This window comes from Pseudomonas sp. ASL8 (assembly GCF_056680355.1).
This window is the reverse complement of sequence record NZ_CM155278.1, coordinates 1,643,522-1,669,240: the sequence shown is the minus strand read 5'-3', so window position 1 is coordinate 1,669,240 and position 25,719 is coordinate 1,643,522. Positions and strand designations below refer to the sequence as shown.

Sequence of the window (25,719 nt, the reverse complement as noted above, 5' to 3'; positions counted from 1 at the left end):
CTCATCATCCTTGGTAATCGGTGTGAAGGCTGTTGACCAGCCGGACCTGTTCTTCGTAGGCCTGGGCAAAGTCGCGCGCCAGCAGGCGTTCGCTCCAGTCATCGTCCTGGCTCAATGCCTGGTGATAACGGCCATACGCGCGCCACTGGCTGCCGGCGGTGGCAAACAGCGGGTTGTGTCCATCACGCTCGAAACGCAGGGTCAGGTGCTGCGGCGCGAAATGCTCCAGGGTGCTGCGCAGGGCCGCGCGGCTGGCGCTGAGCAAAGCCACCTGGTGCGCTTGCAGGTCATGGAACGTCCGACTGATCGCCTGTTCCGCGCTCAATTGCGGTGTGCTGGCGAGCAGCAAACTGTTCACGGCTTCGCTGGCACTCACGGCATGCTTGAGCGGGTTTTTGTGGGTGTACTGCGCAGTGGTCAGTGCCAGGCGCAGTTCGTTTTTCAGCTCGCTGCGGGTGCGAAAACTCTGCTGCAAGCCGCCCACGCACTGCTTGAACAGTCGCGCAGTGTTGACCGCCAAGGCTTCTCTGGCCTCCGGGTCCAGATCATCGAGATCAACGCCTAACGCCTGGGCAAATTGTTGCCAGAACGCTTCGCCCTGTCGGGCGGGAGGTGCCGGTGGCGGCTCGGGGATGGGCTCAGCAGTTGGCGTCGGCGCCACCAATGTAGGGGTCCGCACGTGCTCCCTCTCGATGGGCGCGTAGTCCGCGCACTGCTGCGGTTCTAGCGCAGGCATGCTCGAGGCGAAAGGTTGATCCACAGGGGCCATTGGCATCTGCCCGAAATAGGCATCCTCAGGAATGATCATCCCGCTGCCCGAGGGTGGTGTCGGCGTGCTGACCTCGGCGGCCGGCTCGACGGAATCACGCAGCACCTGCGCCCGAATTTTGAACCGGCCCATCTGGTACTCACCACCGTCTACGATGCGCAGCTCATCCCCGCGCGTCATCCGCTCGCCAGTGGTGTTGTCCCAGGTGCCGTTAGTGCTGAGGTCGGTCAGGCAAAAATGGCTGCCGCAATAGCTGACCAGCGCATGTCGGCGAGACACTTGGCTGGTGGAGTCGATAATCAGCCAGTCGGCGTTCCCTCTGCGGCCAATCGAACCGCCCGCCACCGTGAACACTTTGCGGTTCACCTGTGAAGGGTCCGACTGTTCGCTGTTCAGTATTTCCAGAACCAGTTCCATCGTGCTGCTCTCCTTGCGGTCACTTGCCGCGATTGATCACATGCGGGTCACCCAGGGGACGATAGGTGTCGTCGTTGAATTTGTAGTTGCCGCTACAGCCGCCTAGGGCGCTTGAAACGAGCAGTGCCAGCAAGACAGCCGGCCAGTGACGAACGGACATCAGAGGGTCTCCATGAATGAGTGCAGGCAGAGCTGCAAGGGAACGGGATGGGTGTGAAAACGGGATCGACATGCGTGGCTCAACTCCCCACATCGCAAGCGCGGATATTCAAACGAGCCATGCGATACAGCAGGGTGCGTCGTGGCAGTCCCAATTGGCGGGCGGCGATGGTTTGATTGCCATCGGTCTTGCGCAGGCAATCGAGCAACAGACCGCGTTCGATCTGCCCCAGGCGTGCGCGCAGGTTCAGCCCACCGTCAGCCGGCTCTGGCGCGCGCCGCAGGGCAAAGTGCTCGGGCAGTAACTCATCGCCTTCGCACAGCAGAATGGCGCGCTCGACGAGCCCCTTCAGTTCACGGACATTGCCGGGGAAGGCGTAGCCGCACAGGTGGTCGAGCGCGGCGTCGGACCAGTTCAACTGATCGAGCTTGAGAAAGGTGCAGGCCTGACGGGCGAAATGCCGCGCAAGGTCCAACGCGTCACCGCCACGGTCCCGAAGCGCTGGCAGTTCGATGGGAAATTGCGCCAGGCGGTAATACAGGTCTTCGCGAAAGCGACCATCGGCCACCCGTGCAATAAGGTCGCAATGAGTCGCGGCGATGATGCGCACGTCGATTTTGTGCGTATCGTTGGAACCCAACGGGCGGATCTCGCCTTCTTGCAGCACGCGCAAAAGCTTGGCTTGCAGCGACAGGGGCATGTCGCCGATCTCATCGAGCAACAGGGTCCCGCCATCAGCAGCATCGAACAGGCCCACGCGGTCACGGTCAGCGCCGGTGAAGGCACCTTTGCGGTAACCGAACAGCTCGCTTTCCAGCAAGCTCTCAGGAAACGCCGCGCAATTCTGCACAATGAATGCTTTGGAACTCCGCGACCCGCTGTCATGAATGGCGCGCGCCACGACCTCCTTGCCGGTGCCGGTTTCGCCCATGAGCAGCACGGTATAAGGGTTGTTCAGCACCTTGCTGATCAGCTTGCAGGTCTGGCGCATGGCCGGACTTTTACCAATCAGTCCGTAGCCACTGGCGACCGGCACCACATCGACCGACGAAGGCGGCGCGCTGGGTGATCGGCGCGATGGCTGCAGCAGGCGCATCTGCCCGAGGGCGAACGAACCCAGTTGCCCCAGCGAATCGGCGAATCCCGCGAGTTCGCGATGGCCACGGCTCGCGCAGACCAGCAAACCGCTGACGGCCTTGTGTTGATCGAGCAGTGGCACGCACAGCAGCGATTTCCAGGGCTTTGGGCTCGGGGGCAGAAAATCGGTCTCGTGCAGGCTGGCATTCAACTCGCACAAGCTGAGCACTTTGTTCTGGCACAACGCGTATTGCAGCAACTGCTCGCCATCGTAATCCGCAGGCAGGCATGTGTCGGCTCTTGGCTGTAAAAGTCCCTGCCAATACTCGGCATTCAGAATGAGGCGGGTATGCGTGGCATCCAGCAGATACAACTGGCTGAGTTCACACGCGCTGAGTTCGGCGGACGCACGCACGAAATCGCCCAGCAAGGTCGCCCCATCGTCAGCCCGGGACAGGTGGGTAAACTGCGCCAACAGCGCCTGGGCGAAACGCAAGGGTTGCGGCACCTGTGTGAACATCACGCCCACCTCACGCGAACTCGCATACGACAGCGCCGTGAGCATCGAGGGTCGCGTGTACCCGCTTGAGTGATTCCCCTGCGGCCATGGCGTCGAGCAGCCGGTCGGCAATCAATGGCAGCACATGGGAATCGAGCAAGTAGTCGATCAGGCGTGCGCCACTGTCGCTCTGGGTACAGCGCTCGGCCAGATGATCGACCAGCGCCTGACAGTGGCTGAAATCCAGTCGGCGTCGCGTCAGACGCTCGGCCAGACGTTGCAGCTTGATCTCGATCAGTTCGCGCAATACCGGGCCGCTGACCGGGTAGTAAGGCACCACTCGCATCCGCGCCAACAGTGCCGGTTTGAAGTGCTGGCTGAGCACCGGGCGAATCGCCTCTTCCAGCGCTTCGGCAGTGGGACGATTGCCGTTGCTGCAGAGCGCATTGATACGGTCGCTGGCCAGGTTCGAGGTCATCAGGATCAGCGTGTTGCGGAAGTCGATTTCGCGCCCCTCGCCGTCATTGGCGATGCCCTTGTCGAAGATTTGGTAAAACAGATTCAGGACGTCGGGATCGGCTTTTTCGACCTCGTCGAGCAGCACCACCGAGTACGGCTTCTGCCGAACGGCTTCAGTTAGCATGCCGCCTTCGCCATAACCGACATAGCCAGGTGGCGCACCGATCAACCGCGAAACGGTGTGTTTTTCCTGAAACTCGGACATGTTGATGGTGGTGAGAAAACGCTCACCGCCGTACAGCAGGTCCGCCAGCACCAGCGCGGTTTCGGTTTTACCCACGCCGCTAGGACCGACCAACAGGAAGACCCCGACCGGCGCATCCGGTTTGTTCAGCCCTGCAGCGGTGGCGCGCATCGAGCGATCCAGAGCATGCACCGCCTGCTCCTGCCCTCGAATGCGCGCGCGCAAATCGGTGGCAAAGCTGGCAACCCTGGCGTTGTGCTCACGCGCCAACTGCGCCAAAGGCACGCCCGTCCAGGCGCTGATCACTTCGGCAACCTGGCGCGGGCACACTTCAAAACTCACCAGTCGCTCCACCGCCTGCCCCTCAATCAGCGTGCGGTGGGTTGCCTGTAACTCGGCTTCGAGGGCCAACAGACTGGAGGCTGCATCCTCAGTGGTGGCACCGACTTCATCGCTTTCCACGGCACGCGCCAGCGCCAATTGCTGACGCAGCTCAAGCAGGCGTTCAGCGAGCTGTCGTTGTTCGCCCCAACTTTTTTCCAGGGACTGTTGTTCGCACTCAGCCTCTTCAAGGCGGTCTTCCAACACGCGCAGTGCGTCTTGATCGATCAGCAGTCCAGCCTCGGCATCCCGACGTAACGCCAGGCGTTGGCGCCCTCCTTCAGCCAACTCGCTGCGCACCCGCTCCAGACATTCCGGCGCGGCAGCAAGACTGATGCGCACCCTGGCACACGCAGTGTCGAGCACATCAACAGCCTTGTCCGGCAGCAGTCGGCCGGAGAGATAACGCGCCGACAATTCGGCTGCGGCCACGACCGCATCGTCACGCAGATAGATGCCGTGGCTCTTTTCATAAATCGGCGCCAGGCCACGCAGAATAGTGATTGCCTCACTGACTGTCGGCTCATGCAGCTGCACCGGCTGGAAACGTCGCGCCAATGCAGGGTCTTTTTCAAAATACTTTTTGTACTCGGCCCAGGTGGTCGCGGCGATGGTGCGTAACTCACCCCGGGCCAGCGCCGGCTTGAGCAGGTTGGCGGCATCCGAGCCTCCCGCCTGGCCTCCCGCGCCGATCAAGGTGTGGGCCTCGTCGATAAACAGGGTGATCGGTTTGGGTGATGCTTTGACTTCATCGATCACGCCTTTCAAGCGCCGTTCGAACTCACCTTTGACGCTGGCACCGGCTTGCAGCAAGCCCATGTCCAGCGACAGCAATTCAACGCCCTTGAGCGCCTCCGGCACTTCGCCCCGCGCAATGCGCAAGGCCAGCCCTTCAACGATGGCGGTTTTGCCGACCCCCGCTTCACCCACCACAATGGGGTTGTTTTTCCGCCGACGAGCCAGGATGTCGATCATCTGGCGAATAGCACCATCGCGGCACAGCACCGGATCGAGCTTGCCGTCACGGGCTTGCTGGGTCAGGTTGTGAGTGAAGCGTGCAAGCAGTGACTCACCTGTTACAGCGGGCTTACCGGCGGCGTCCGGCTCGGCTTTTTCTGACAACGCAAAGTCCCGCAGGCGATCACCGTCCAACGTGGCCAGCAGTGCCTGATAACGACTGCCGGCATAGCGCATCGGGTTACGCAGCAGCGCCAGAATCAACGCGGCCTGCTCCACCTGGCTCTGGCCCAGCTCCAGATTGGCAACCAGTAAGGCGTCCTGCAGCCATTGCACCAATTCGGGCGCAAACACCGGATTGCGCGAAGCGCTGTGCTCAACTCGCGGCTGCAATGCAGCGGCCAACTCACCGGCATCGACCTGTGCGTCCAACAGTGCCCGCGCCAACAATCCCTGCGGCCGCTCAAGCAGCGCCAGCAGCAGGTCTTCGACCAGAATCTTGCTGCCGCCACGGGCCACACAACGCTCGGCAGAACCTTCCAGATCGCGGCGGGTTTCGGCGTCCAGCGCCTGGATAAGTTGTTGCAGGTCTACGTTGATCATAATCAGGCGTCCTTAATGAATTTTGCTGCCGAGGGTGACAATGCCGTCGGCGCGTTCGCGTCCGAGCCAGCTGGTCCAGCCAAGACGGCAGTCGTTCTGCGGGTCGAGGCGCAGCTCACGAATTTCTTCATGACGCAGTACCAGTCGAATGTCGTAATCAAGCGGGTCTCGCAGGGTGAAACGCACCAGCGCGCATAACGGCTGGTAGCCAGTGCCAATCGGGAGAAAGTCGTGAAAGCTCTGCCAACTCAGTTCGCGGATGTGCACGCGAAACTTGCCGCCGCAATCGCGCACTCGCTCGCCCAGCACAAGGTCCTCGCCCAGCCGGTTATTGGCGATTCCCAGGCAATTGCGTTGCTCTTCCATAATCTGCACGGTGCGCTCGATGCACTGTTCAATGACCAGTTCGGCGTGCTTGAAGTAGTAACGCAGCACGGCCTCGATCAGCGCCGCCGAATGAGCGCGCAGGCTGAGCAGGCCCAGGTACGGCAACAACCGTTTCCAGTTCAGCTCCCTGGCCTCTCGCATGGCTTCACCGCCCAGCCCGATCAAGGCGAAAAGCTGTGCCGAAAACGGGTCCTGCGCCTTGCTTTCGAAACGCGCGTGATAGCGATATTTGCGCCAGATCGGTAGCAACAACCGTTGCAATCGATGATGAAAAAGATCGAGAAAATCGCGCGTCGAATTGCCTTCTTCGCGGTCACCCAACGCTTGCTCGCCATAGAAGGCAGGCAGCGGCGAACCCGACCCCATCAGGCTGACCAGGTTAAGACGCAGGCGTGCCCGCATCACCCCGTGCTCTTCGAAGAACTGCACGCGGTCTATATCGCTGCCAGGAAAGCCAAAGCTTGGGCTGGCCTGAAATTCCAGCAGGTCATACAGCTGCTCGTCATTCATCGGGGCGTTGGATTGACGCAGCCGCGCCATGATCTGCGGCACCGCCTGGAAGATCGAATACTCGCGTATAGCCTTGCTCAACCCGCTTAAAGCAAAGGCTGCAGACCCATTCGAGGTGTCCATTGGTACTCCTCCCCCTGTGTGCTTTTCACGTGTAGCTCGTGATACGAATTGAGGCTGGCGTAGAGCGCGAAGAACTCGTTGAGCACCGAAGCGAAGAGGAACAGATCACCTTCGCCGACGTAGCCCTGAGGATCGATGACCAGTTCCGTGCGTAAACCGCGCAGAGGTAAGCCGCGGTGCAGACGGTCAACGGGTTGGTGGCTGATGGACTTCAGGGCGTTAAGACGGATTTTGCTGGCGTTACGTGCCTGTTGGTCGTAATAGCGCGGCAGGTCGTAGGTTTCGAGAATCACCTTGAGCGCGTTGACGTTGACGAGGGACACGTAGTTCAGCGACATGTTGCTGATCAACTTCCACAAAAAATCGCTATTCAGCGGCGGTGGATAACTCGACGTCGGGCTGAGGATATTGCGAAAACTCAGGGACTCACGGGCACCTGAAGCCGGCACGCAGATATCCCCTTTCTTAAGCCGACGTGGCAAATTCTGATTGGTGCAGGTCAGATCGATGGACACCGTGTCAGAGCAGTCCGGACCCTGAACACCAAAGCTCAGAAAAGTGTCCAGCCCCTCGTGCAGCAATGATTGACGCTGCCTGACGCTGTAATGCGGGCTAGCCTGTAGCACATCGAAGCTGGGGTCGTGCTCGAAGGATTCGAAGGGCACGAACACCTTCGCATCAGCTTCGCCTTTTTGACTGGCGCTCACGTTATCGACGGAGAACACACCGTAGTTCCCCCGATTTTTTTCATCGGGTAGCAACAGGTACTCGTCCTGCTTACCGTCAAGCCTGATTGGCGACGCATGGTGCTTGAACAGGTTAGAAATGGGCGTGCAATACAGCTTCACGTTATCCAGCGTCGGGCGCTGGCGCTGCATGCCGTTTTTATTGATGGTGAAACGCAGCAAGACACTCCGCGCTTGCTTGAGCGTGTCCTCCGGGATACGTCCGAGAACATCCAGCCCGGACAAATCAACGAACAGAAACTTGTCCTGGAACGCGAAATACTCCTGCAAATAGCGATAACCGCGAAAGGTGTTCAGCGGGTAAGGAATCAATGCCTCGTCTTCGGCAAACCCAACGGGTTGGACGTTTTCGCGTGGTAACAGGAATGACAATGTGCTGCGATTCACAGTCATGTGTTCATGTTTAGCGTCCAGCGGAATCACCTCAATGCTGTCCAGGTGACGCAGCAGGCTGAGATGAAGCGTTTGGCTGATGTAGCGGTCACCGGCAAAGTGCAGACGAAGACGGCTTAGCTCGAGCTCGCCAAGATGCCCGTCACAGTTCATGTCCAGCCGCAGCGTCAGCAGGGCGCCGTCGCCATTTTCCGAATAGTTCAAAGCCCCCAACTTCAGGGCCAATACCTCGGTGGCGTAGCACGTGCTGAAACCACACACCACGCCATCAAGCGGCAGACTTTCAACATGCATATTGCGTTCAGCCACAAGTGCCGGACCCGCCTGCTCCAAGGGGTCGAACTGCAACATGCTGAACGCTGGCAACGGCCGCATGTAGTTCGGCCACAACAGGTACATCAACGAATGGGTCAGCTCGGGCAGCTCATCATCGAGTTTCTGTCGCAGACGTCCCGTAAGAAACGCAAAACCCTCAAGCAGACGTTCCACATCGGGATCACGCCCGCTCTGCCCAAGAAAAGGCGCCAACGCCGGGTTACGCTCAGCGAAAGCACCGCCCAACTGACGCAGTGCGTTCAGTTCGCTTTGGTAGTACTGATTAAACGACACGGGCGATAACCTTCCTGCACGCACACTGCGTGGTTGAGTTTTGCGGGTGCGACAGTGCCGCTTCAGGTAAAAAGTGTTCCACGTGGAACACGCACGTACGCTGATAAGAAAGAGACGACTTGCTACTTAACCGTGACCTGTCCGTTGCTGTTCAGGCGCGCGGAAAAACTCACCAGGCGCTTTATGCCATTCACTTCAAGCAAGCCCTCAATAGTGAATGCCAGTCTTAAGGGGTCGTCCTCGTTCGGCAGAGAATGGACTTTCACGTCGGCCAGGCGCGGCTCATACGCGTTCACGAAGCCCTCTATGGCCGAGCCGGCCTGACTCAAGGATTCATGCAGGCTCAAGCTCATATTGTTCAGGTCCGGCAGCCCGTAGTCGGGCAACGTCTGCACGCTGCCCGCACGGGTACTTAGCATTTTTGCCAAGTGGGCAGCCACCGAGTCCATGGCGCAGTCCTCGCGACTTGATTCACTTCGCTTGCGGGTTTCGCCGCCAAGGCGCTCGAAAAGGCTGCCGTATGCCGTCATGACGCTGCTCCGCTTACTCTTTGTCCAACTTGCCAACCAGCGACAAGGTGAAATCCGCGCCCATGTATTTGAAGTGCGGGCGCACGTTCAAGCTGACGCGGTACCAGCCAGGCTCGCCTTCAACGTCGCTCACGACTATTTTTGCGGCACGTAGCGGACGACGGCCACGGACTTCGGAGCTAGGGTTTTCCTGGTCTGCGACGTACTGGCGAATCCATTTGTTCAACTCTTGCTCAAGGTCGGTACGTTCCTTCCAGGAGCCCAGTTGTTCGCGTTGCAGCACTTTGAGGTAGTGCGCCAGACGATTGATGATGAACATGTAAGGCAGCTGGGTACCCAGCTTGTAATTCAGCTCAGCAGTTTTGCCCTCTTCGCTGTTGCCGAAAAATTTTGGCTTCTGCACCGAACTGGCTGAGAAGAACGCAGCGTTATCGCTGCCCTTGCGCATGGTCAGGGAAATAAAGCCCTCTTCCGCCAACTCGTATTCGCGACGGTCCGAGACCAATACTTCGGTTGGAATCTTGGTTTCGATTTCACCCATGCTGTGGAAGTGATGCAGCGGCAAATCTTCAACCGCCCCTCCGCTCTGTGGGCCGATGATGTTCGGGCACCAGCGGAACTTGGCGAAACTGTCGGTCAACTTGGTCGCAAATGTGTAGGCCGTGTTGCCCCACAGATAGTGTTCGTGACTGGTGGCGACATTTTCTTTGTAGACAAAGGTCTTCACCGGATTTTCTTCAGGGTCATATGGGTTACGCAGTAAGAAACGCGGCACCGTCAGGCCGACATAACGCGCGTCTTCCTGTTGACGGAAACTTTGCCATTTAGCGAATTGCGGACCGCCGAAGTGATCTTTAAGGTCTTTCAGATCGGGCAAGCCGGTAAAACTTTCCAGGCCGAAAAACTTCGGACCCGCCGCTGCGATAAACGGCGCATGCGCCATGCACGCAATACTGGAAACGTACTGCATGGTTTTGACGTCTGGCGAACTCGGCGAGAAGAAGTAGTTAGCGATGATTGCGCCGACGGGCTCGCCACCGAACTGACCGTATTCAGCGGTGTAAACATGCTTGTAAAGACCCGACTGCATAACTTCCGGCGAGTCTTCAAAATCGTCCAGCAGATCTTGCTTGGAAACGTTAAGCACCTGGATCTTGATGTTCTCACGGAAGTCGGTGCGCTCAACCAACAGCAGCAGACCACGCCATGAAGCCTCCAGCGCCTGGAATTCAGCGTGGTGCAGAATCTCGTCCATCTGGCAGCTGAGCTTGGCATCGATCTCGGCGATCATGCGGTCAACCATGGCTTTCTTTACAGGCTCGCCGTTGTTCTGCGGCTTGAGCAGCTCTTCGATGAAGGCCGATACACCGCGCTTGGCGATTAAGTAAGCATCGTCATTGGGGCTGAGTCGGGTCTCGGCGATGATGCGGTCGAGAATGCCGCCTTCGAGTGTTTCAATACTTTTTTGCTGTGCAGCTTTAGTGCTCATAGAGATGGCTTCCTTTGCTGATGAGGTCTCAAGCGTCCGACGATGCGGCGGCATTCATGTTCAGTTCACCCAGAACACGGGCACGCGCGTCATCGTCGGCGAGTACACCTTCGATAGCCTTTCGGAAGGCGGGTGCATTGCCCAGGGGACCTTTGAGGGCCACGAGCGCATCCCGCAGCTCCATCAGTTTTTTCAACTCTGGAATCTGCTCGATCAGGTTGGCCGGGCCGAAATCTTTCATCGAGTCGACCTCGAGGTTGATCGCCAGCTCATCGGTGCCGCCCTCCTCCTGAAGACGATTGGGTACGCTCAGCGTCAGGCGCAGTTTTTGATTGGCCAGCACGTCGTCAAAGTTGTTTTTATCGATACTGATCGGCTTGCGGTCTTCGACTTTGCGTTCATCCGCTTGCTGGGTGAAATCACCCAATACCAGCAGCTTCAACGGCAGCTCGATTTCTTCCTGAGCATTGCCAAGCGCGGGCTTGAAAGTGACGTTGATGCGTTCTTTAGGGGCTACCGAGCCTTCTTTGGCCATGGCGTTTCTCCTTGCGGTTATGACCCGAGGGCCTAGGGAAGTACTACTTCAAGATCGAGGTGGCACAACCGGTGGTAAACATCTTCCTTGCGCTCCCGCACCACTTGGTTTTGCGGCAACAGTTCGCAGCAGCTATACAGGAGGTGCAGCACTTGCAGCGCAAGGTCGGGCTCCCAGGCATCAAGGCCTGCATCCCGTAATTGTTGATCGAGGGTCTCTAGCTGGGTCTTGGCCAGTTCGTACTTCTTGGCCTGGTAGCACAGCCGAGCGAGGCTCAATTGCCAGAAAAATCGCGCCCTTCCACCTTGGGCGCTCAGCAGGCCCTGCTTGAGAATCTGCACGGCTGCCTTGAGGCCATCACGGCGCAAAACGGGCAAAACGTCTTGCAATGCGTCGTCCCATACGGCTTGACTGCTATTGCTTTGCACCGTGCTTGGCACATTGGCGGCTTGCAGATGCACCAACACATGGGCACTGATCCAGCTACGCGTAGCGTCATCCGCAAACGGCACACCGTCGTGAAAACGCAGGTCGACTATTCCTGGCAAGCGCTGCAGCAACAGCGAAAGCTGCACTTCAACCTCGCGCATGGACAAATCGGCATTGAGCCGTTGCTGGCACTCCCACACCATGCGTTGACCGTCGAACCAGAACGGCGAAACGGCGAGGCTGGCCTCCAGATCCACGAGCAAATCGGCGTACTGCCCTTGATCCAGGCGCTCTTGATAGTTTTTCAGCCTGTCCGCCGGCAGCCCGCGCAAGACGGTGATGTGTTCGGCGTTGCGCTCCGGGAGCGCCTCAATCGCCAGCCACAACAGGGTCCGATTGAGGCGCAAGGCACGCAGGTCGGTAGCTTTCTGGCGTAGCCACCAGGCGCACAAAGGCCGCGCATTTTCCAGCTGCACGCGCAGGGCTTTTTGCGCGTCTTTTTCATTGTCGATGGGCGAACCCGGGGTGAACAGTTGAACGGCCACCTGTTTCACCTGGGCGAGCACTGCGCCCATTGCCCCTGGCTCAGGCTGGTTATCCGCTGCGCGCTGCACCATGGCTGCCAGCCGTCGCCGGATCGGTAACAACAGCGGGGCGTCATCGCCCAAGTGCAGCGTCAACAGGGCATCCAGGCCCTCAAGGTGTTCAACCAGGCGCCTGAACAGGAACAACTGCTCTTTGATCGGCACGCTCTCCGCCAACACCTGCTCAAGGCGCGGCAGCAGCCAATTGAAGGCTGCTACACGGGTACGCGGCTTGAGCGGGTGCAGGCACTCCCAGTGGTGCTTGCAAAGGTGATGAAGCAGACCAAAACCGGCCAACAAGCCCGCAAACGAATCTTTTTGGTACAGGGCCCACGTCAGCCAAGCCGCTACGCGCAGGTCTTTAGCGTGGTCACGCAAGATCGACTCGCTGTCCTCGAGGACCTTTTGCCAGTCAATCTGGCCGTTCTCATGCAGTGAGCGGGCCTTGCCCAACTCACTTTCCAATGCCTCGTATTCGTTGGAAAAGCGAATATCATCCCCAGCAAAGTGCTCCTTGGAGATGGGGGTCTTGGCAAGATCCAGGTAACGAGTAGACAACTCACGTGAGTAAGTCATCCGAGGCACGCCGCGTTAGCGCAATAAGGAACGTGCATGGGTGCATGAATATCTAATGCAGGTGCACTAAAAAAACTCCATGCAGGCGTGCTCGGCACACTTCTTTTATCGCACACCATAATCAGCTACCTCGGACAATGGCGGCGATCTTAAAAGGCGACAGTCTCTACGTATGTAGGAAAACGCCTCCGCACTCATGCTGAAACGTCTGATGGAATGGTGGTCGGTTTCTTACCTAAAACTTCGCACATTTAAGTTCGCAAAAGTCTGTAGGAAACTTCCTTTATGAGAATCGGAAACTAGAGTTTATTAAATAGCCTGAATGGCATTTAATAGGGCTTGTATGTTCTAGTCGCGCCCATAACTTTTGTGACTGTTATAAAGTGGCGTCATTATACTTATAACTATTACGGTGCACTTCTCGCACTTCGTGCAGCGCCTTTTTGAGCTGGGTGCGGCTTTTTCGCTGTTCAACGTCAATTTCAGAAGCTGATTCAGGAAGCACTCGATGGTGTTCAGCACTCGCTCGCCTGTACGACGGCTGCCCACATAAATGTTCGCATCATCGGCATAGCGCACGAAGCGATAACCCCGCCGTTCCAGCTCGCGGTCGAGTTCGCCGAGCAGGATGGTCGACAGCAACGGTGTCCTGCCGCCACATGCCACCACCGCCAAACTGGTTGTGCTTACGCGCAACGCGACATGCCTGGCGCATAATGAAAAAGCCCGCTGATGCGGGCTTTGTCAAAAGCAAAAAATGTTATCCACCTGTGGATAACTTATTCCACAGTCACCGATTTAGCGAGGTTACGCGGTTGGTCGACGTCGGTGCCTTTGAGTACGGCGACGTAGTAAGACAGCAGTTGCAGCGGGATGGTGTAGAGAATCGGCGCCAGGGTGTCGATGATGTGCGGCATGGCGATGACGTGGGTGCCTACGCCGTTGCTCATCCCGGCGTGCTCGTCAGCGAAGACGATCAATTCACCGCCGCGTGCGCGGACTTCTTGCAGGTTGGATTTGAGTTTTTCCAGCAGCTCGTTGTTGGGGGCGACCGTGACGACGGGCATGTCGCTGTCGACCAGCGCCAACGGGCCGTGTTTGAGTTCGCCGGCCGGGTAGGCTTCCGCGTGGATGTAGGAGATCTCTTTGAGCTTGAGCGCACCTTCCATAGCCACCGGGAACTGCGCGCCACGGCCAAGGAACAGGGTGTGGTGCTTGTCGGCGAACAGCTCTGCGACTTTTTCGACGGTGCTGTCCATGGCCAGCGCTTCGCCCAGACGGGTCGGCAGGCGGCGCAGTTCTTCAACCAGTTCAGCTTCAACGCCGTCTTCGAGAGTACCTTTGACCTGCCCAAGCGCCAAGGTCAACAGCAGCAAAGCAACCAGTTGCGTGGTGAAGGCTTTGGTGGAGGCAACGCCGATTTCCGGACCGGCCTGGGTCAGCAGGGTCAGGTCGGACTCACGCACCAGCGAGCTGATGCTGACGTTGCAAATGGCGAGGCTGGCGAGGAAGCCCAACTCTTTGGCGTTACGCAAGGCAGCAAGGGTGTCGGCCGTTTCGCCCGACTGCGAAATCGACACGAATAGCGTGTCAGGCTGCACCACCACTTTGCGATAGCGGAACTCGCTGGCAACTTCGACCTGGCATGGAATGCCGGCCAAACCTTCAAGCCAATAACGCGCCACCATACCGGCGTGGTAGCTGGTGCCGCAGGCGACGATTTGCACGTTGCGCACTTTGGCGAACAATTCAGCCGCTTGCGGGCCGAACGCCTGTACCAACACCTGCTGCTGGCCAAGTCGACCTTCCAGGGTGCGCTGCACGACTTTAGGTTGTTCGTGAATTTCCTTGAGCATGAAGTGACGGAACTTACCCTTGTCCGCCGCTTCGGCGTCTTCACGATATTGCACCACTTCACGCTCGACCGGCAGACCGTCAACGGCCCAGATCTGCACGCTGTCGCGGCGAATTTCGGCGATATCGCCCTCTTCCAGGTACATGAACCGATCAGTCACCTGCCGTAGTGCAAGCTGATCGGATGCCAGGAAGTTCTCGCCCAGACCCAGGCCGATCACCAACGGACTGCCACTGCGGGCAGCGAGTAAGCGGTCAGGCTGTTTGGCGCTGATCACGGCCAAACCGTAAGCACCGTGCAACTCCTTGACGGCGGCTTTCAGCGCGACGGTCAGGTCGCCACTGTCTTTAAACTTATGGTGCAGCAGGTGGACGATGACTTCGGTGTCGGTGTCCGACGTGAAGACGTAACCCAGCCCTTTCAAGCGCTCGCGCAGCGCTTCGTGGTTCTCGATGATGCCGTTGTGCACGACCGCCAACTCATCAGCGGAGAAATGCGGGTGGGCATTGCGTTCGCACGGGGCGCCATGGGTTGCCCAGCGGGTATGAGCGATACCCAAACGGCCAACCAATGGCTCGCCAGCAAGGGCTTGCTCCAACTCAACGACCTTGCCCGAACGACGGCAACGCTCCAGCTTGCCGGCGTTGCTGAAAATAGCGACGCCTGCGCTGTCGTACCCACGGTACTCAAGGCGTTTCAGGCCTTCGAGCAAGATGGCAGTGATATTGCGCTCAGCAACGGCGCCGACGATTCCACACATGGTTCTCTCCTAGCAAACGGCGGCGCAAATCAAGGTTATGCCGCGGGCTTGAATCTGCTCGCGTGCCTCGGTGGGCAAGCGATCATCGGTAATAAGGGTATGGATGCTGCTCCAGGGCAGCTCCAGGTTAGGAATCTTGCGACCTACTTTGTCGGCTTCGACCATCACGACGACTTCGCGCGCGACCTCGGCCATGACTCTGCTCAAACCCAGCAGCTCGTTGAACGTCGTAGTCCCGCGGCTCAAATCAATGCCATCGGCGCCAATGAACAACTGATCAAAATCGTATGAGCGCAACACCTGCTCAGCAACCTGTCCCTGGAACGATTCGGAATGGGGATCCCAGGTGCCGCCGGTCATGAGCAGCACCGGTTCATGCTCAAGCTCACTCAAGGCACTCGCGACGTACAGAGAGTTGGTCATCACCACTAGCCCGGGCTGTAGGCCCAGCTCAGGAATCAGCGCGGCCGTAGTGCTGCCACTGTCGACGATGATGCGTGCATGCTCGCGAATACAGGACGCCGCGACACGAGCGATGGCTTGCTTGTACTTGGACACGGGCTGGCTGCTATCGCCCATCAATTCCTGCGGCATGGTGACGGCACCGCCATAACGACGCAACAGCAAACCATTGTTTTCAAGCGCGGCAAGATCCTTTCGAATCGTCACCTCCGAGATCTCGAAGCGTTTTGCCAATTCGTCGACACTGACTTCGCCCTGCTCGTTGAGCAAGGCCAGAATATTGTGACGACGCTGGGGGGTATTACGTTTCGACATGGCAGTTTAAGTTTCGATTCGAAAGATAACGAAAGCAATCAAAACCTATTGGCGTATTTCCGTCAAGCTGAAAAAACTGTGGATAACTCTGCAGGTGTTGCCGAAGGCTGCGGTCACTCAGATACCTGACGTCGCGTTTGGTTTTTTTAAGGTTGCTTCACACTTATCGCAGCCTTCGGCAGCTCCTACAACGATATGCGTATGCCCACGCCTGTGGATAACTTCAGTCTTTCTTGATTTTTACGGGCCGCTTCCAGCCATCGATATTGCGCTGACGTGCACGGCCGATTGCCAACTGTTTTGTAGCAACGTCTTGAGTAATGGTGGAGCCCGCCGCCGTGGTGGCGCCGGATGAGATATCCACAGGCGCGACCAGGGAGTTATTGGAACCGATGAATACGTCCTCACCCAGCACTGTCCTGAATTTGTTTGCGCCATCGTAATTACAGGTAATGGTGCCGGCGCCGATATTGGTTCGCGCCCCTACTTCAGCGTCGCCAAGGTAAGTCAAATGCCCGACCTTGGCGGCTTCACACAAATGCGCGTTCTTGAGCTCGACAAAGTTACCCACATGCGCGCGCGCGTCCAGCACGCTGCCAGGGCGAAGACGAGCAAAAGGGCCGACATCGCTGCCCTCCCCCAGAATCGCCCCATCAATATGGCTGTTGGCTTTGACCACCGAGCCTTTGCGCAGGGTGCTGTTTTTGATCACACAGTTCGGGCCAATCACCACATCGTCTTCGATGACCACACGGCCTTCGAGGATCACGTTGATATCAATCAGAACGTCGCGCCCCACGCTGACGTCGCCTCGCACGTCGAAACGTGCGGGATCACGCAAGGTCACCCCCAAAGACATCAAGCGCCGCGCCTCCCGTTGCTGGTAATGACGCTCCAGCTCGGCCAGTTGCTTGCGATCATTTGCACCCTGGACTTCCATGGGATCGAGGGGCTGCTCAGTGGCAACCACCAAGCCATCATTCACGGCCATGGCAATGACGTCGGTCAGGTAATATTCGCCCTGTGCATTGTTGTTCGACAGGCGACCCAGCCAGTCTGCCAGTCGCTTGCCAGGCACCGCGAGAATACCGGTGTTGCCCTCAGTGATGGCTTTCTGCGCCTCGGTCGCATCCTTATGCTCAATGATCGCGCTGACTCGCTGTTGCTCATCACGCACGATACGACCATAGCCGGTGGGATCGGCGAGATTGACCGTCAGCAACCCCAATTGCTCGGCGCTGACTTTTTTCAGCAGTCGTTGCAGGGTTTCCACTTCGATCAACGGCACGTCGCCATACAGGATCAGCACGTTCTCGGCGGTCAGCTCAGGCAGCGCCTGCGCAACAGCGTGACCCGTGCCCAGCTGCTTCTCCTGCAAAATGAAGTTCAGGTCATCTGCGGCCAGACGTTCACGAACGATATCGGCGCCATGACCGATCACCACATGGATGCTCTGTGGATTAAGTTGGCGGGCGCTGTGGATAACATGGCCGAGCATGGAATCCCCGGCCACCGGATGAAGAACCTTGGGCAGCGCGGAACGCATGCGAGTGCCCTGGCCTGCGGCGAGAATAACGATATCGAGTGACATGACTGGCTACCAATCCTGGGTGGTCAGCGGCTGTGACCGGGGGTGATTTTCAAAAAAAGAAAAGGGTAGCCGAGGCTACCCTTTTTCTCAATCGCGCAGAAAGCCGACGGGATTAACCGCCAAATTTTTTGCGAATTTGCTGAATCGTGCGCAGCTGAGCTGCAGCCTCGGCCAGACGTGCGGCCGCAGAGCCATAATCGAAATCTGCGCCTCTTTCATGCAGCGCCTTCTCAGCAGCCTTAACAGCCAGCTGAGCGGAGGCTTCGTCCAGGTCGGCAGCACGTTGCACGGTGTCGGCAAGTACCTTGACCATGTTCGGCTGAACCTCGAGGAAACCGCCTGAGATGTAATACACCTCAGCTTCCCCGCCCTGTTTGATCAAGCGGATCGGACCTGGCTTCAGATCAGTGATCAGCGGCGCGTGGCCTGGAGCGATACCAATATCACCCAGGTTGCCGTGCGCAATCACCATCTCGACCAGACCGGAGAAAATCTCTCCTTCCGCGCTAACGATATCGCAATGGACTGTCATAGCCATTTGCTTGCCTCAACCTGATTAGCGCCCGTTACCGGGCGCCGGGATTACAGTTTTTTGGCTTTCTCGATCGCTTCTTCGATGCCGCCTACCATGTAGAACGCTTGTTCTGGCAGGTGGTCGTAGTCACCGTTGAGGATGCCTTTGAAGCCAGCAATGGTATCTTTCAGGGAAACGTATTTACCCGAAGCACCGGTGAAGACTTCAGCCACGAAGAACGGCTGCGACAAGAAGCGCTGGATCTTACGAGCACGGTTTACCAACTGCTTGTCGACTTCCGACAGCTCGTCCATACCCAGGATCGCAATGATGTCCTTCAGTTCTTTGTAACGCTGCAACACGTACTGAACGCCACGAGCGGTGTCGTAGTGATCCTGGCCGATAACGTTCGGGTCCAGCTGGCGCGAAGTCGAGTCGAGTGGATCGACCGCTGGGTAGATACCCAGGGAGGCGATGTCACGGGACAGTACGACGGTGGCGTCCAAGTGGGCGAAGGTTGTCGCAGGCGACGGGTCAGTCAAGTCATCCGCAGGTACGTATACCGCTTGGATCGAGGTGATCGAACCGTTTTTGGTCGAAGTGATGCGCTCTTGCAGCGTGCCCATCTCTTCAGCCAGAGTCGGCTGGTAACCTACTGCAGAAGGCATACGGCCCAGCAGTGCGGATACTTCAGTACCGGCCAGCGTGTAACGATAGATGTTGTCGACGAACAACAGAACGTCGTTACCTTCGTCACGGAACTTCTCGGCCATGGTCAGGCCGGTCAGTGCTACGCGCAGACGGTTACCCGGCGGCTCGTTCATCTGACCGTATACCAGCGCCACTTTGTCGAGAACGCTGGAATCCTTCATCTCGTGGTAGAAGTCGTTACCCTCACGGGTACGCTCGCCCACACCAGCGAACACGGAATAACCGCTGTGTTCCATGGCGATGTTACGGATCAGTTCCATCATGTTTACGGTTTTGCCTACACCGGCACCACCGAACAAACCGACTTTACCGCCTTTGGCGAACGGGCAGATCAGGTCGATAACCTTGATGCCGGTTTCCAGCAGGTCGTTGCCGCCTGCCTGTTCCGCGAAAGTTGGCGCAGGACGGTGAATGCCCCAGCGCTCGTCGGTATCGATTGGACCCGCTTCGTCGATCGGGTTGCCCAGTACGTCCATGATCCGGCCCAGGGTCGCTTTACCGACCGGTACGGAGATGGCTGCGCCAGTGTCTTTGACTTCCAGACCGCGCTTCAAGCCCTCGGTGGAACCCATCGCAATGGTGCGGACCACGCCGTCGCCCAGCTGTTGCTGAACTTCCAGGGTGGTCCCGGCCGCGCTTTGTACCAACAGCGCGTTGTAGATGCTCGGTACGTTTTCGCGTGGGAATTCCACGTCGATCACGGCGCCGATGATTTGAACGATACGTCCGCTACTCATTAGCTGGATCCTCTGAATATTTGAACCGTTAAACCGCGGCAGCGCCGCCGACGATTTCCGAGATCTCTTGGGTGATCGCAGCCTGACGCGCCTTGTTGTAGACCAGTTGCAAATCGCTGATCAAATCACCGGCGTTATCAGTGGCGTTCTTCATTGCGATCATCCGCGCGGCTTGTTCAGCTGCGCTGTTCTCGACAACCGCCTGGTACACCTGCGACTCCACGTAGCGCACCATCAGGCCGTCAAGCAGCTCTTTGGCGTCGGGTTCGTAGAGATAGTCCCAGTGGTGCTTGAGTCCTTGATCCGGGGTTGCCACCAGCGGAATCAACTGCTCCACCGTTGGCTGTTGCGTCATGGTGTTGATGAACTTGTTGGATACCACGGACAGGCGATCAATACGGCCATCCAGGTAGGCATCCAGCATCACCTTGACGCTGCCGATCAAGTCATTGATCGACGGCTCTTCGCCCAAGTGGCTGATCGCAGCGACGACGTTACCGCCGAAGTTGCGGAAGAATGCCGCACCTTTGCTGCCGACCACGCACAGATCGATCTCTACGCCGTTTTCACGGTTTACCGCCATGTCCTTGACCAAAGCCTTGAACAGGTTGGTATTCAAGCCACCACACAGACCACGGTCACTGCTCACAACGACATAACCGACGCGCTTTACTTCGCGATCGATCATGAACGGGTGGCGGTATTCCGGGTTGGCGTTGGCCAGATGTCCGATTACCTGGCGGATGCGCTCCGCGTAAGGACGGCTAGCGGACATACGCATTTGAGCCTTGCGCATTTTGCTGACCGCCACTTTTTCCATGGCGCTGGTGATCTTTTGCGTGCTTTTGATGCTCGCAATCTTACTGCGAATCTCTTTTGCGCCTGCCATGTAACACCTATCAGGTTAGCAAGCGGGAGCCTCTCGGCCCCCGCTGCGGCTTACCAGGTTTGGGTGGCCTTGAACTTCTCGATACCGGCTTTGAGGCCAGCGTCGATTTCGTCATTGAAGTCACCCTTCACGTTGATCTTCGCCATCAAATCGGCGTGATCGCGGTTGAAGTAAGCAATCAGAGCCTGCTCGAAGCTGCCGATTTTTGGAATCTCGATGTCCACCAGGAAGCCACGTTCAGCGGCATACAGGGACAACGACATATCAGCGATAGACATCGGCGCGTATTGCTTCTGCTTCATCAGCTCGGTAACGCGCTGACCATGCTCAAGCTGCTTGCGAGTGGCTTCGTCCAGGTCAGAAGCAAACTGGGCGAATGCCGCCAGTTCACGGTACTGAGCCAGAGCGGTACGGATACCACCGGAAAGCTTCTTGATGATCTTGGTCTGAGCGGCACCACCCACACGGGATACCGAAACACCGGCGTTCACAGCAGGACGAATCCCGGAGTTGAACATGGCCGATTCCAGGAAGATCTGACCGTCGGTGATCGAAATCACGTTGGTCGGAACGAACGCGGAAACGTCGCCAGCCTGGGTTTCGATGATCGGCAGCGCGGTCAAGGAACCGGTTTTGCCGGTCACAGCACCGTTAGTGAACTTCTCTACGTATTCTACGGAAACACGCGATGCGCGCTCCAACAGACGGGAGTGGAGATAGAACACGTCGCCTGGGTAAGCTTCACGGCCTGGTGGACGACGAAGCAGCAGGGAAATCTGGCGGTAAGCCACTGCTTGCTTGGACAGATCGTCATAAACGATCAGCGCGTCTTCACCGCGGTCACGGAAGTATTCGCCCATGGTGCAGCCGGAGTACGGAGCAAGGAACTGCAACGCAGCAGATTCGGAAGCACTGGCAGCAACGACGATGGTGTTAGCCAACGCGCCGTTCTCTTCAAGTTTGCGAACCACGTTGGCGATGGTCGATTGTTTCTGACCAATTGCCACGTAGACGCAGAAGATGCCGCTGTTTTTCTGATTGATGATCGCATCGATCGCCAGAGCGGTTTTACCGATCTGACGGTCGCCGATGATCAGCTCACGCTGGCCACGGCCGACAGGGATCATGGCATCTACAGCCTTGTAGCCAGTCTGCACAGGCTGATCTACCGACTTACGCCAGATCACACCCGGAGCAACCTTCTCGACAGCGTCGGTGAGGACGTTGTTCAGAGGGCCTTTGCCGTCAACTGGGTTACCCAATGCGTCGACTACGCGACCCAGCAGTTCCGGACCAACCGGAACTTCAAGGATGCGGCCAGTGCACTTGGCGCTCATGCCTTCAGCCAGAGTCGTGTAAGCGCCCAATACCACAGCACCTACAGAGTCTTGCTCAAGGTTAAGCGCCATACCGAAGACGCCGCCCGGAAACTCGATCATCTCGCCGTACATTACGTCGGCCAGACCGTGAATCCGCACGATGCCGTCAGATACGCTGACGACAGTGCCTTCGTTACGGGCTTGGGAGGTTACATCGAGCTTGTCGATGCGACCCTTGATAATTTCACTTATTTCGGAAGGATTGAGTTGCTGCATTGCTCTGCTGCCCCTTCAAACTCAAGATTTCAATGCTTCGGCCAGTTGCGCGAGTTTGCCACGAACTGAGCCATCGATAACCAGGTCGCCGGCGCGGATGATGACACCACCTATAAGGGTGGCATCCTCCGCAGCGTGCAGGCGCACTTCCCGGCCGAGCCGTGCACTGAGAACCTTGGCGAGTTTGTCTTGCTGTTCTTCGTTCAATGCAAAAGCACTGGTGACGTCCACATCAACCGATTTTTCCTGCTCAGCCTTGTACAGGTCGAACAGTGCGGCGATCTCCGGCAATAGCGGGAGACGGTCGTTTTCGGCAACGACGTGGATGAAATTCTGTACTTTGACATCAAACTTGTCGCCACACACTTCGATAAAAGTGGTGGCCTTATCTGCGCTCGTCAGTCGCGGGGCCGTGAGTACGCGCTGCATTGTGTCGTTTTGCGACACAGTTGCAGCCAAGCCTAGCATGGCTGACCAATTGGCCAGTTGCTGGTGGGCCTGGGCGTGCTCAAAGGCTGCCTTAGCGTAAGGTCGGGCCAACGTGGTCAGTTCTGCCATGATCGCCCTCGCTTAAATTTCAGCAGCCAGTTTATTAACCAGCTCCGCGTGCGCGTTTTGATCGATTGTGGCACCCAGGATCTTCTCGGCACCGTTGACTGCCAGGCTACCCAGTTGGGCGCGCAGCGCGTCTTTGACGCCGTTCAGTTCCAGCTCGATCTCGGTCCGAGCCTGAGCCTTCACACGGTCAGCTTCGACAACAGCCTGTTCACGGGCTTCGTCGACAATCTGATTACCGCGTTTCTTTGCTTGCTCAATGATTTCAGCTGCCTGAGCTTTAGCATCGCGCAGTTGCTGACCCACTTTATCTTGGGCCAACTCCAGGTCACGAGTTGCTCGGCTAGCAGCGTCCAATCCATCCGCGATCTTCTTCTGACGTTCGTGCAAAGCCGCGATGACCGGAGGCCATACGAACTTCATGCAGAACAGTACAAAAATGAAGAACGCAACGGACTGGCCAATCAGGGTTGCATTAATGTTCACGCCAACACCTCGCTCGTTCGTTGTCCATCACACTTGCTCAACTCGAAAAACCGAGTAATTAGTGAGCCAGTTGACCAACGAAGGGGTTCGCAAAGGTGAAGAACAGAGCGATACCAACACCGATCATGGTCACGGCGTCGAGCAGACCAGCGACGATGAACATTTTAACTTGAAGCATTGGGACCATCTCTGGTTGGCGAGCTGCGCCTTCCAGGAACTTACCGCCCAACAGGCCGAAACCAATTGCGGTACCCAGTGCGCCCAGGCCGATCAACAGTGCAACAGCGATAGCGGTTAGACCAACTACAGTTTCCATCTTTCCTCCCGACTTTTACGTCGTATTGGTTAGGTTTTTAGATTAAAGCGGTAAAGCAAAATCGTTTTACAGCAGCCCTTGCGGGCACCCTCTCACCAAGGCAAGAGGGTCATCAGACACGCCAGGCGAGTCTTAATGGTTCTCTTCGTGAGCCATCGAAAGGTAGACGATGGTCAGCATCATGAAGATGAACGCTTGCAGGGTGATGATCAGGATGTGGAAAACTGCCCACGCCCATTGCAGCACAACACCCAGGCCACTGAGCCAGAGCAGACCGCTGCCGAACATGACCGCGATCAGGATGAAGACCAGCTCGCCAGCGTACATGTTGCCGAACAGTCGCAGTGCCAACGAAATCGGTTTGGCAATCAGCGTCACGAATTCAAGCAGGAAGTTCACCGGAATCAACAGCGCCTGAACAAGAATGTTCTTGCTGCCGAATGGGTGCAGGGTCATTTCGCCGACGAAACCGCCGATGCCCTTGATCTTGATGCTGTAGAAAATGATCAGCGCGAACACCGACAAGGCCATGCCCAGGGTCGCGTTAGGATCTGTTGTCGATACCGCACGGAACGGAATGTGCGAGTCGCCAGTGATCAGGACGGCCAGTTTCGGAATCCAGTCGACCGGTACAAGGTCGACGGCGTTCATCATGAACACCCAGACGAAAATGGTCAGTGCCAATGGCGCAATGACAGGGCTACGACCGTGGAAACTGTCTTTAACGCTGCCATCAACGAATTCCACCAGGACCTCGACGAAGTTCTGCAGGGCGCCCGGCTGACCAGAGGTCGCCTTTTTAGCCGCCATGCGGAAAATCAATACGAAGATCAAACCCAATGCTACCGACCAGCCGAGGGTATCGACGTGGAAAGCCCAGAAGCCCATTTCTTTGGCTTGAGCTGCGGAGTGGGCAAAGCCCCAACCGCCGGTTGGCAATTGACCAAAGGTCAGGTTCTGCAAGTGGTGCTGGATATAGCCCGAAGCGGTTTCTGCTGCCATGGTTGCCTCAAACGCCCTAAGGTCTCGAAAGTCTTGTTCTCATTAGCAGGGGAGCAAACCAGCTGACCGACTGGGTCAACATGAACACGCCGAATACAGCCAGCGGCGCCAGTGGCTTCACACCTACAAAGGTCAGCGCAAAAAACGCTGCCGTCAAAATCAGTTTGCCAGCCTCGCCGGCATAAAAAGACCGGACTATGGCTTGCGCTGCTCTAGCACCGGAAAACCGGAACGCCTTATGAGCAAAATACAAATTGGGCAGCCAAGCTATCAAACCTCCGCAAAGGCCTGAGTACCCGGCTACGACTCCGTGCCACTGCCACAGCGCCAAAGCTGCCAGCAGCAGGACTACACATTGAGCCAGCAGTACCGGAAAAACCGCCAAGCGATGGAACGGCAGGCGGTTTTGCGTGCGGCTTTCCATCACAACTGCTCCTCGAATGCCGGCCGCCAAAATCAATAACTTGGCATCATTTGTGCCGACAAAATGCGCGCAGAGTATAGGGGCGGTTTACCCCCTATTCAACTGTTAGGTAGTGATTTCCGACTACCCGCTACAAAGCAATTGTTTCAGCGGATGTGAGCAAGGACACCCTGCAACTCATCCAGCGAGTTATAGCGAATCACCAACTGCCCTTTACCCTTCTGACCGTGGCGAATCTGCACCGCAGAGCCTAGGCGCTCGGCCAGACGCTGTTCCAGGCGACTGATATCCGGGTCGGATTTGGCCGGTTCAGAGGACCCGGCAGAGGCTGGTTTGCCACTCAACCACTGCCGAACCAGTGCTTCAGTCTGGCGCACAGTCAGCCCGCGTGCGACAACATGTCGCGCCCCTTCAACCTGCTGTTCTTCGGGCAAACCGAGCAATGCACGCGCATGGCCCATTTCCAGGTCGCCATGGGACAGCATGGTTTTGATGACTTCAGGCAAGGAAATCAAACGCAGCAGGTTGGCCACAGTAACCCGCGACTTACCCACAGCATCAGCGACTTGCTGCTGAGTTAATTGGAATTCTTGCTGGAGACGCTGTAAAGCGACCGCCTCCTCGACAGGATTGAGGTCTTCGCGCTGAATGTTCTCGATCAGCGCCATGGCGATGGCAGTCTCATCGGGCACATCGCGGACCATGGCCGGAATGGTTTCCAGCCCAGCCTGCTGGGCTGCACGCCAGCGACGTTCACCGGCGATGATTTCAAAGCGCTTGTCGGCAATCGGACGCACCACGATTGGCTGCATCACACCTTGGGCTTTGATCGACAGAGCAAGCTCTTCAAGCGCCTGAGGGTCCATGTCGCGGCGTGGCTGGTATTTACCGCGCTGGATCAGGTCCAGTGGCAAATGCTGCAGTTCACGTTGATCGGCCTGAACAGCCTGTTCTTCCAGCGCACTGACGGTCGGACTGCTTAGGAGTGCATCCAGCCCACGTCCGAGACCTCGTTTCTTAACGGCCATGC

Annotated in this window: 23 protein-coding genes and 1 pseudogene; all 24 read right to left on the bottom strand. The window is 57.5% G+C overall.

The genetic code is table 11. From position 1 onward, the window contains the following. Positions 1–4: 4 nt before the first annotated feature. On the bottom strand, positions 5–1,186 hold the full coding sequence (gene tagH / locus AC1MEA_RS07490; RefSeq protein ID WP_480917241.1) for a type VI secretion system-associated FHA domain protein TagH: 1,182 nt from the start codon (positions 1,184–1,186) through the stop codon (positions 5–7). Between the two features lie 19 nt (positions 1,187–1,205). Continuing rightward, positions 1,206–1,346: a type VI secretion protein gene (locus AC1MEA_RS07485; protein WP_480917240.1), complete on the bottom strand. Its 141-nt coding sequence runs from the start codon at positions 1,344–1,346 to the stop codon at positions 1,206–1,208. A gap of 79 nt (positions 1,347–1,425) precedes the next feature. Then, entirely contained in the window at positions 1,426–2,943 is a 1,518-nt protein-coding gene (locus AC1MEA_RS07480; protein WP_480917239.1) for a sigma-54 interaction domain-containing protein, read from the bottom strand. 10 nt (positions 2,944–2,953) lie between these two features. Further along, positions 2,954–5,572, bottom strand: a complete 2,619-nt coding sequence (gene tssH, locus AC1MEA_RS07475; protein WP_480918109.1) for a type VI secretion system ATPase TssH — start codon at positions 5,570–5,572, stop codon at positions 2,954–2,956. A 6-nt stretch (positions 5,573–5,578) separates the two neighbouring features. Beyond that, positions 5,579–6,586: a type VI secretion system baseplate subunit TssG gene (gene tssG, locus AC1MEA_RS07470; protein WP_480917238.1), complete on the bottom strand. Its 1,008-nt coding sequence runs from the start codon at positions 6,584–6,586 to the stop codon at positions 5,579–5,581. Continuing rightward, complete coding sequence (gene tssF, locus AC1MEA_RS07465; RefSeq protein ID WP_480917237.1) at positions 6,550–8,334, bottom strand: type VI secretion system baseplate subunit TssF; 1,785 nt, start codon at positions 8,332–8,334, stop codon at positions 6,550–6,552. The genes tssG and tssF overlap by 37 nt, the downstream gene beginning before the upstream one ends. 122 nt (positions 8,335–8,456) lie before the next feature. After that, positions 8,457–8,864: a type VI secretion system baseplate subunit TssE gene (tssE, locus tag AC1MEA_RS07460; protein ID WP_449634791.1), complete on the bottom strand. Its 408-nt coding sequence runs from the start codon at positions 8,862–8,864 to the stop codon at positions 8,457–8,459. A 13-nt stretch (positions 8,865–8,877) separates the two neighbouring features. Then, positions 8,878–10,353 carry a type VI secretion system contractile sheath large subunit gene (gene tssC / locus AC1MEA_RS07455; protein WP_480917236.1) on the bottom strand — a complete coding sequence of 492 codons (1,476 nt, stop codon included), beginning with the start codon at positions 10,351–10,353 and terminating at the stop codon, positions 8,878–8,880. Between the two features lie 28 nt (positions 10,354–10,381). Next, positions 10,382–10,888: a type VI secretion system contractile sheath small subunit gene (tssB, locus tag AC1MEA_RS07450; protein WP_480917235.1), complete on the bottom strand. Its 507-nt coding sequence runs from the start codon at positions 10,886–10,888 to the stop codon at positions 10,382–10,384. Positions 10,889–10,920: 32 nt separating this feature from the next. After that, on the bottom strand, positions 10,921–12,477 hold the full coding sequence (gene tssA / locus AC1MEA_RS07445) for a type VI secretion system protein TssA (protein WP_480917234.1): 1,557 nt from the start codon (positions 12,475–12,477) through the stop codon (positions 10,921–10,923). A gap of 432 nt (positions 12,478–12,909) precedes the next feature. Next, a pseudogene (locus AC1MEA_RS07440) lies at positions 12,910–13,134 on the bottom strand (reverse transcriptase domain-containing protein); the annotation flags it as partial. A gap of 122 nt (positions 13,135–13,256) precedes the next feature. Further along, positions 13,257–15,092 (bottom strand): glutamine--fructose-6-phosphate transaminase (isomerizing), encoded by a 1,836-nt coding sequence (gene glmS, locus AC1MEA_RS07435; protein ID WP_219063398.1) that lies wholly within the window; start codon positions 15,090–15,092, stop codon positions 13,257–13,259. 9 nt (positions 15,093–15,101) lie between these two features. Continuing rightward, on the bottom strand, positions 15,102–15,869 hold the full coding sequence (locus AC1MEA_RS07430) for a DeoR/GlpR family DNA-binding transcription regulator (RefSeq protein WP_480917233.1): 768 nt from the start codon (positions 15,867–15,869) through the stop codon (positions 15,102–15,104). A gap of 223 nt (positions 15,870–16,092) precedes the next feature. Further along, a complete protein-coding gene (gene glmU, locus AC1MEA_RS07425; protein WP_480917232.1) occupies positions 16,093–17,460 on the bottom strand; it encodes a bifunctional UDP-N-acetylglucosamine diphosphorylase/glucosamine-1-phosphate N-acetyltransferase GlmU in 1,368 nt (455 codons plus the stop codon). Between the two features lie 112 nt (positions 17,461–17,572). Continuing rightward, complete coding sequence (locus AC1MEA_RS07420; RefSeq protein ID WP_219063395.1) at positions 17,573–17,998, bottom strand: F0F1 ATP synthase subunit epsilon; 426 nt, start codon at positions 17,996–17,998, stop codon at positions 17,573–17,575. Between the two features lie 44 nt (positions 17,999–18,042). Then, positions 18,043–19,422 (bottom strand): F0F1 ATP synthase subunit beta, encoded by a 1,380-nt coding sequence (atpD, locus tag AC1MEA_RS07415; RefSeq protein WP_449644470.1) that lies wholly within the window; start codon positions 19,420–19,422, stop codon positions 18,043–18,045. A gap of 28 nt (positions 19,423–19,450) precedes the next feature. Continuing rightward, positions 19,451–20,311, bottom strand: coding sequence for a F0F1 ATP synthase subunit gamma (gene atpG, locus AC1MEA_RS07410; protein WP_219063393.1), 861 nt, complete (start codon positions 20,309–20,311; stop codon positions 19,451–19,453). Positions 20,312–20,361: 50 nt separating this feature from the next. Next, on the bottom strand, positions 20,362–21,906 hold the full coding sequence (atpA, locus tag AC1MEA_RS07405) for a F0F1 ATP synthase subunit alpha (protein WP_219063392.1): 1,545 nt from the start codon (positions 21,904–21,906) through the stop codon (positions 20,362–20,364). 21 nt (positions 21,907–21,927) lie between these two features. Next, complete coding sequence (locus AC1MEA_RS07400) at positions 21,928–22,464, bottom strand: F0F1 ATP synthase subunit delta (protein WP_449634786.1); 537 nt, start codon at positions 22,462–22,464, stop codon at positions 21,928–21,930. A gap of 12 nt (positions 22,465–22,476) precedes the next feature. Beyond that, the gene (locus tag AC1MEA_RS07395; protein WP_449634785.1) at positions 22,477–22,947 is read right to left on the bottom strand and encodes a F0F1 ATP synthase subunit B; all 471 of its coding nucleotides are present in this window, start codon (positions 22,945–22,947) and stop codon (positions 22,477–22,479) included. 58 nt (positions 22,948–23,005) lie between these two features. Then, a complete protein-coding gene (gene atpE / locus AC1MEA_RS07390) occupies positions 23,006–23,263 on the bottom strand; it encodes a F0F1 ATP synthase subunit C (protein ID WP_019694395.1) in 258 nt (85 codons plus the stop codon). 132 nt (positions 23,264–23,395) lie between these two features. Continuing rightward, positions 23,396–24,265, bottom strand: coding sequence for a F0F1 ATP synthase subunit A (gene atpB, locus AC1MEA_RS07385; RefSeq protein WP_219063389.1), 870 nt, complete (start codon positions 24,263–24,265; stop codon positions 23,396–23,398). Positions 24,266–24,281: 16 nt separating this feature from the next. Further along, entirely contained in the window at positions 24,282–24,689 is a 408-nt protein-coding gene (locus tag AC1MEA_RS07380; protein WP_219063388.1) for a F0F1 ATP synthase subunit I, read from the bottom strand. A 146-nt stretch (positions 24,690–24,835) separates the two neighbouring features. Continuing rightward, entirely contained in the window at positions 24,836–25,717 is an 882-nt protein-coding gene (locus AC1MEA_RS07375) for a ParB/RepB/Spo0J family partition protein (protein WP_219063387.1), read from the bottom strand. Positions 25,718–25,719 lie beyond the last annotated feature (2 nt).

Coding starts and splice junctions, on each gene's coding strand:
- AC1MEA_RS07485 (WP_480917240.1), bottom strand. CDS start 1,346: ATGTCCGTTCGTCACTGGCCGGCTGTCTTGCTGGCACTGCTCGTTTCA.
- tssB (WP_480917235.1), bottom strand. CDS start 10,888: ATGGCCAAAGAAGGCTCGGTAGCCCCTAAAGAACGCATCAACGTCACT.
- AC1MEA_RS07380 (WP_219063388.1), bottom strand. CDS start 24,689: ATGGAAAGCCGCACGCAAAACCGCCTGCCGTTCCATCGCTTGGCGGTT.
- glmU (WP_480917232.1), bottom strand. CDS start 17,460: ATGTCACTCGATATCGTTATTCTCGCCGCAGGCCAGGGCACTCGCATG.
- tssE (WP_449634791.1), bottom strand. CDS start 8,864: ATGACGGCATACGGCAGCCTTTTCGAGCGCCTTGGCGGCGAAACCCGC.
- tagH (WP_480917241.1), bottom strand. CDS start 1,186: ATGGAACTGGTTCTGGAAATACTGAACAGCGAACAGTCGGACCCTTCA.
- AC1MEA_RS07375 (WP_219063387.1), bottom strand. CDS start 25,717: ATGGCCGTTAAGAAACGAGGTCTCGGACGTGGGCTGGATGCACTCCTA.
- AC1MEA_RS07430 (WP_480917233.1), bottom strand. CDS start 15,869: ATGTCGAAACGTAATACCCCCCAGCGTCGTCACAATATTCTGGCCTTG.
- atpG (WP_219063393.1), bottom strand. CDS start 20,311: ATGGCAGGCGCAAAAGAGATTCGCAGTAAGATTGCGAGCATCAAAAGC.
- AC1MEA_RS07400 (WP_449634786.1), bottom strand. CDS start 22,464: ATGGCAGAACTGACCACGTTGGCCCGACCTTACGCTAAGGCAGCCTTT.
- AC1MEA_RS07480 (WP_480917239.1), bottom strand. CDS start 2,943: ATGTTCACACAGGTGCCGCAACCCTTGCGTTTCGCCCAGGCGCTGTTG.
- atpE (WP_019694395.1), bottom strand. CDS start 23,263: ATGGAAACTGTAGTTGGTCTAACCGCTATCGCTGTTGCACTGTTGATC.
- atpD (WP_449644470.1), bottom strand. CDS start 19,422: ATGAGTAGCGGACGTATCGTTCAAATCATCGGCGCCGTGATCGACGTG.
- tssA (WP_480917234.1), bottom strand. CDS start 12,477: ATGACTTACTCACGTGAGTTGTCTACTCGTTACCTGGATCTTGCCAAG.
- AC1MEA_RS07420 (WP_219063395.1), bottom strand. CDS start 17,998: ATGGCTATGACAGTCCATTGCGATATCGTTAGCGCGGAAGGAGAGATT.
- atpB (WP_219063389.1), bottom strand. CDS start 24,265: ATGGCAGCAGAAACCGCTTCGGGCTATATCCAGCACCACTTGCAGAAC.
- tssG (WP_480917238.1), bottom strand. CDS start 6,586: ATGGACACCTCGAATGGGTCTGCAGCCTTTGCTTTAAGCGGGTTGAGC.
- atpA (WP_219063392.1), bottom strand. CDS start 21,906: ATGCAGCAACTCAATCCTTCCGAAATAAGTGAAATTATCAAGGGTCGC.
- glmS (WP_219063398.1), bottom strand. CDS start 15,092: ATGTGTGGAATCGTCGGCGCCGTTGCTGAGCGCAATATCACTGCCATC.
- tssC (WP_480917236.1), bottom strand. CDS start 10,353: ATGAGCACTAAAGCTGCACAGCAAAAAAGTATTGAAACACTCGAAGGC.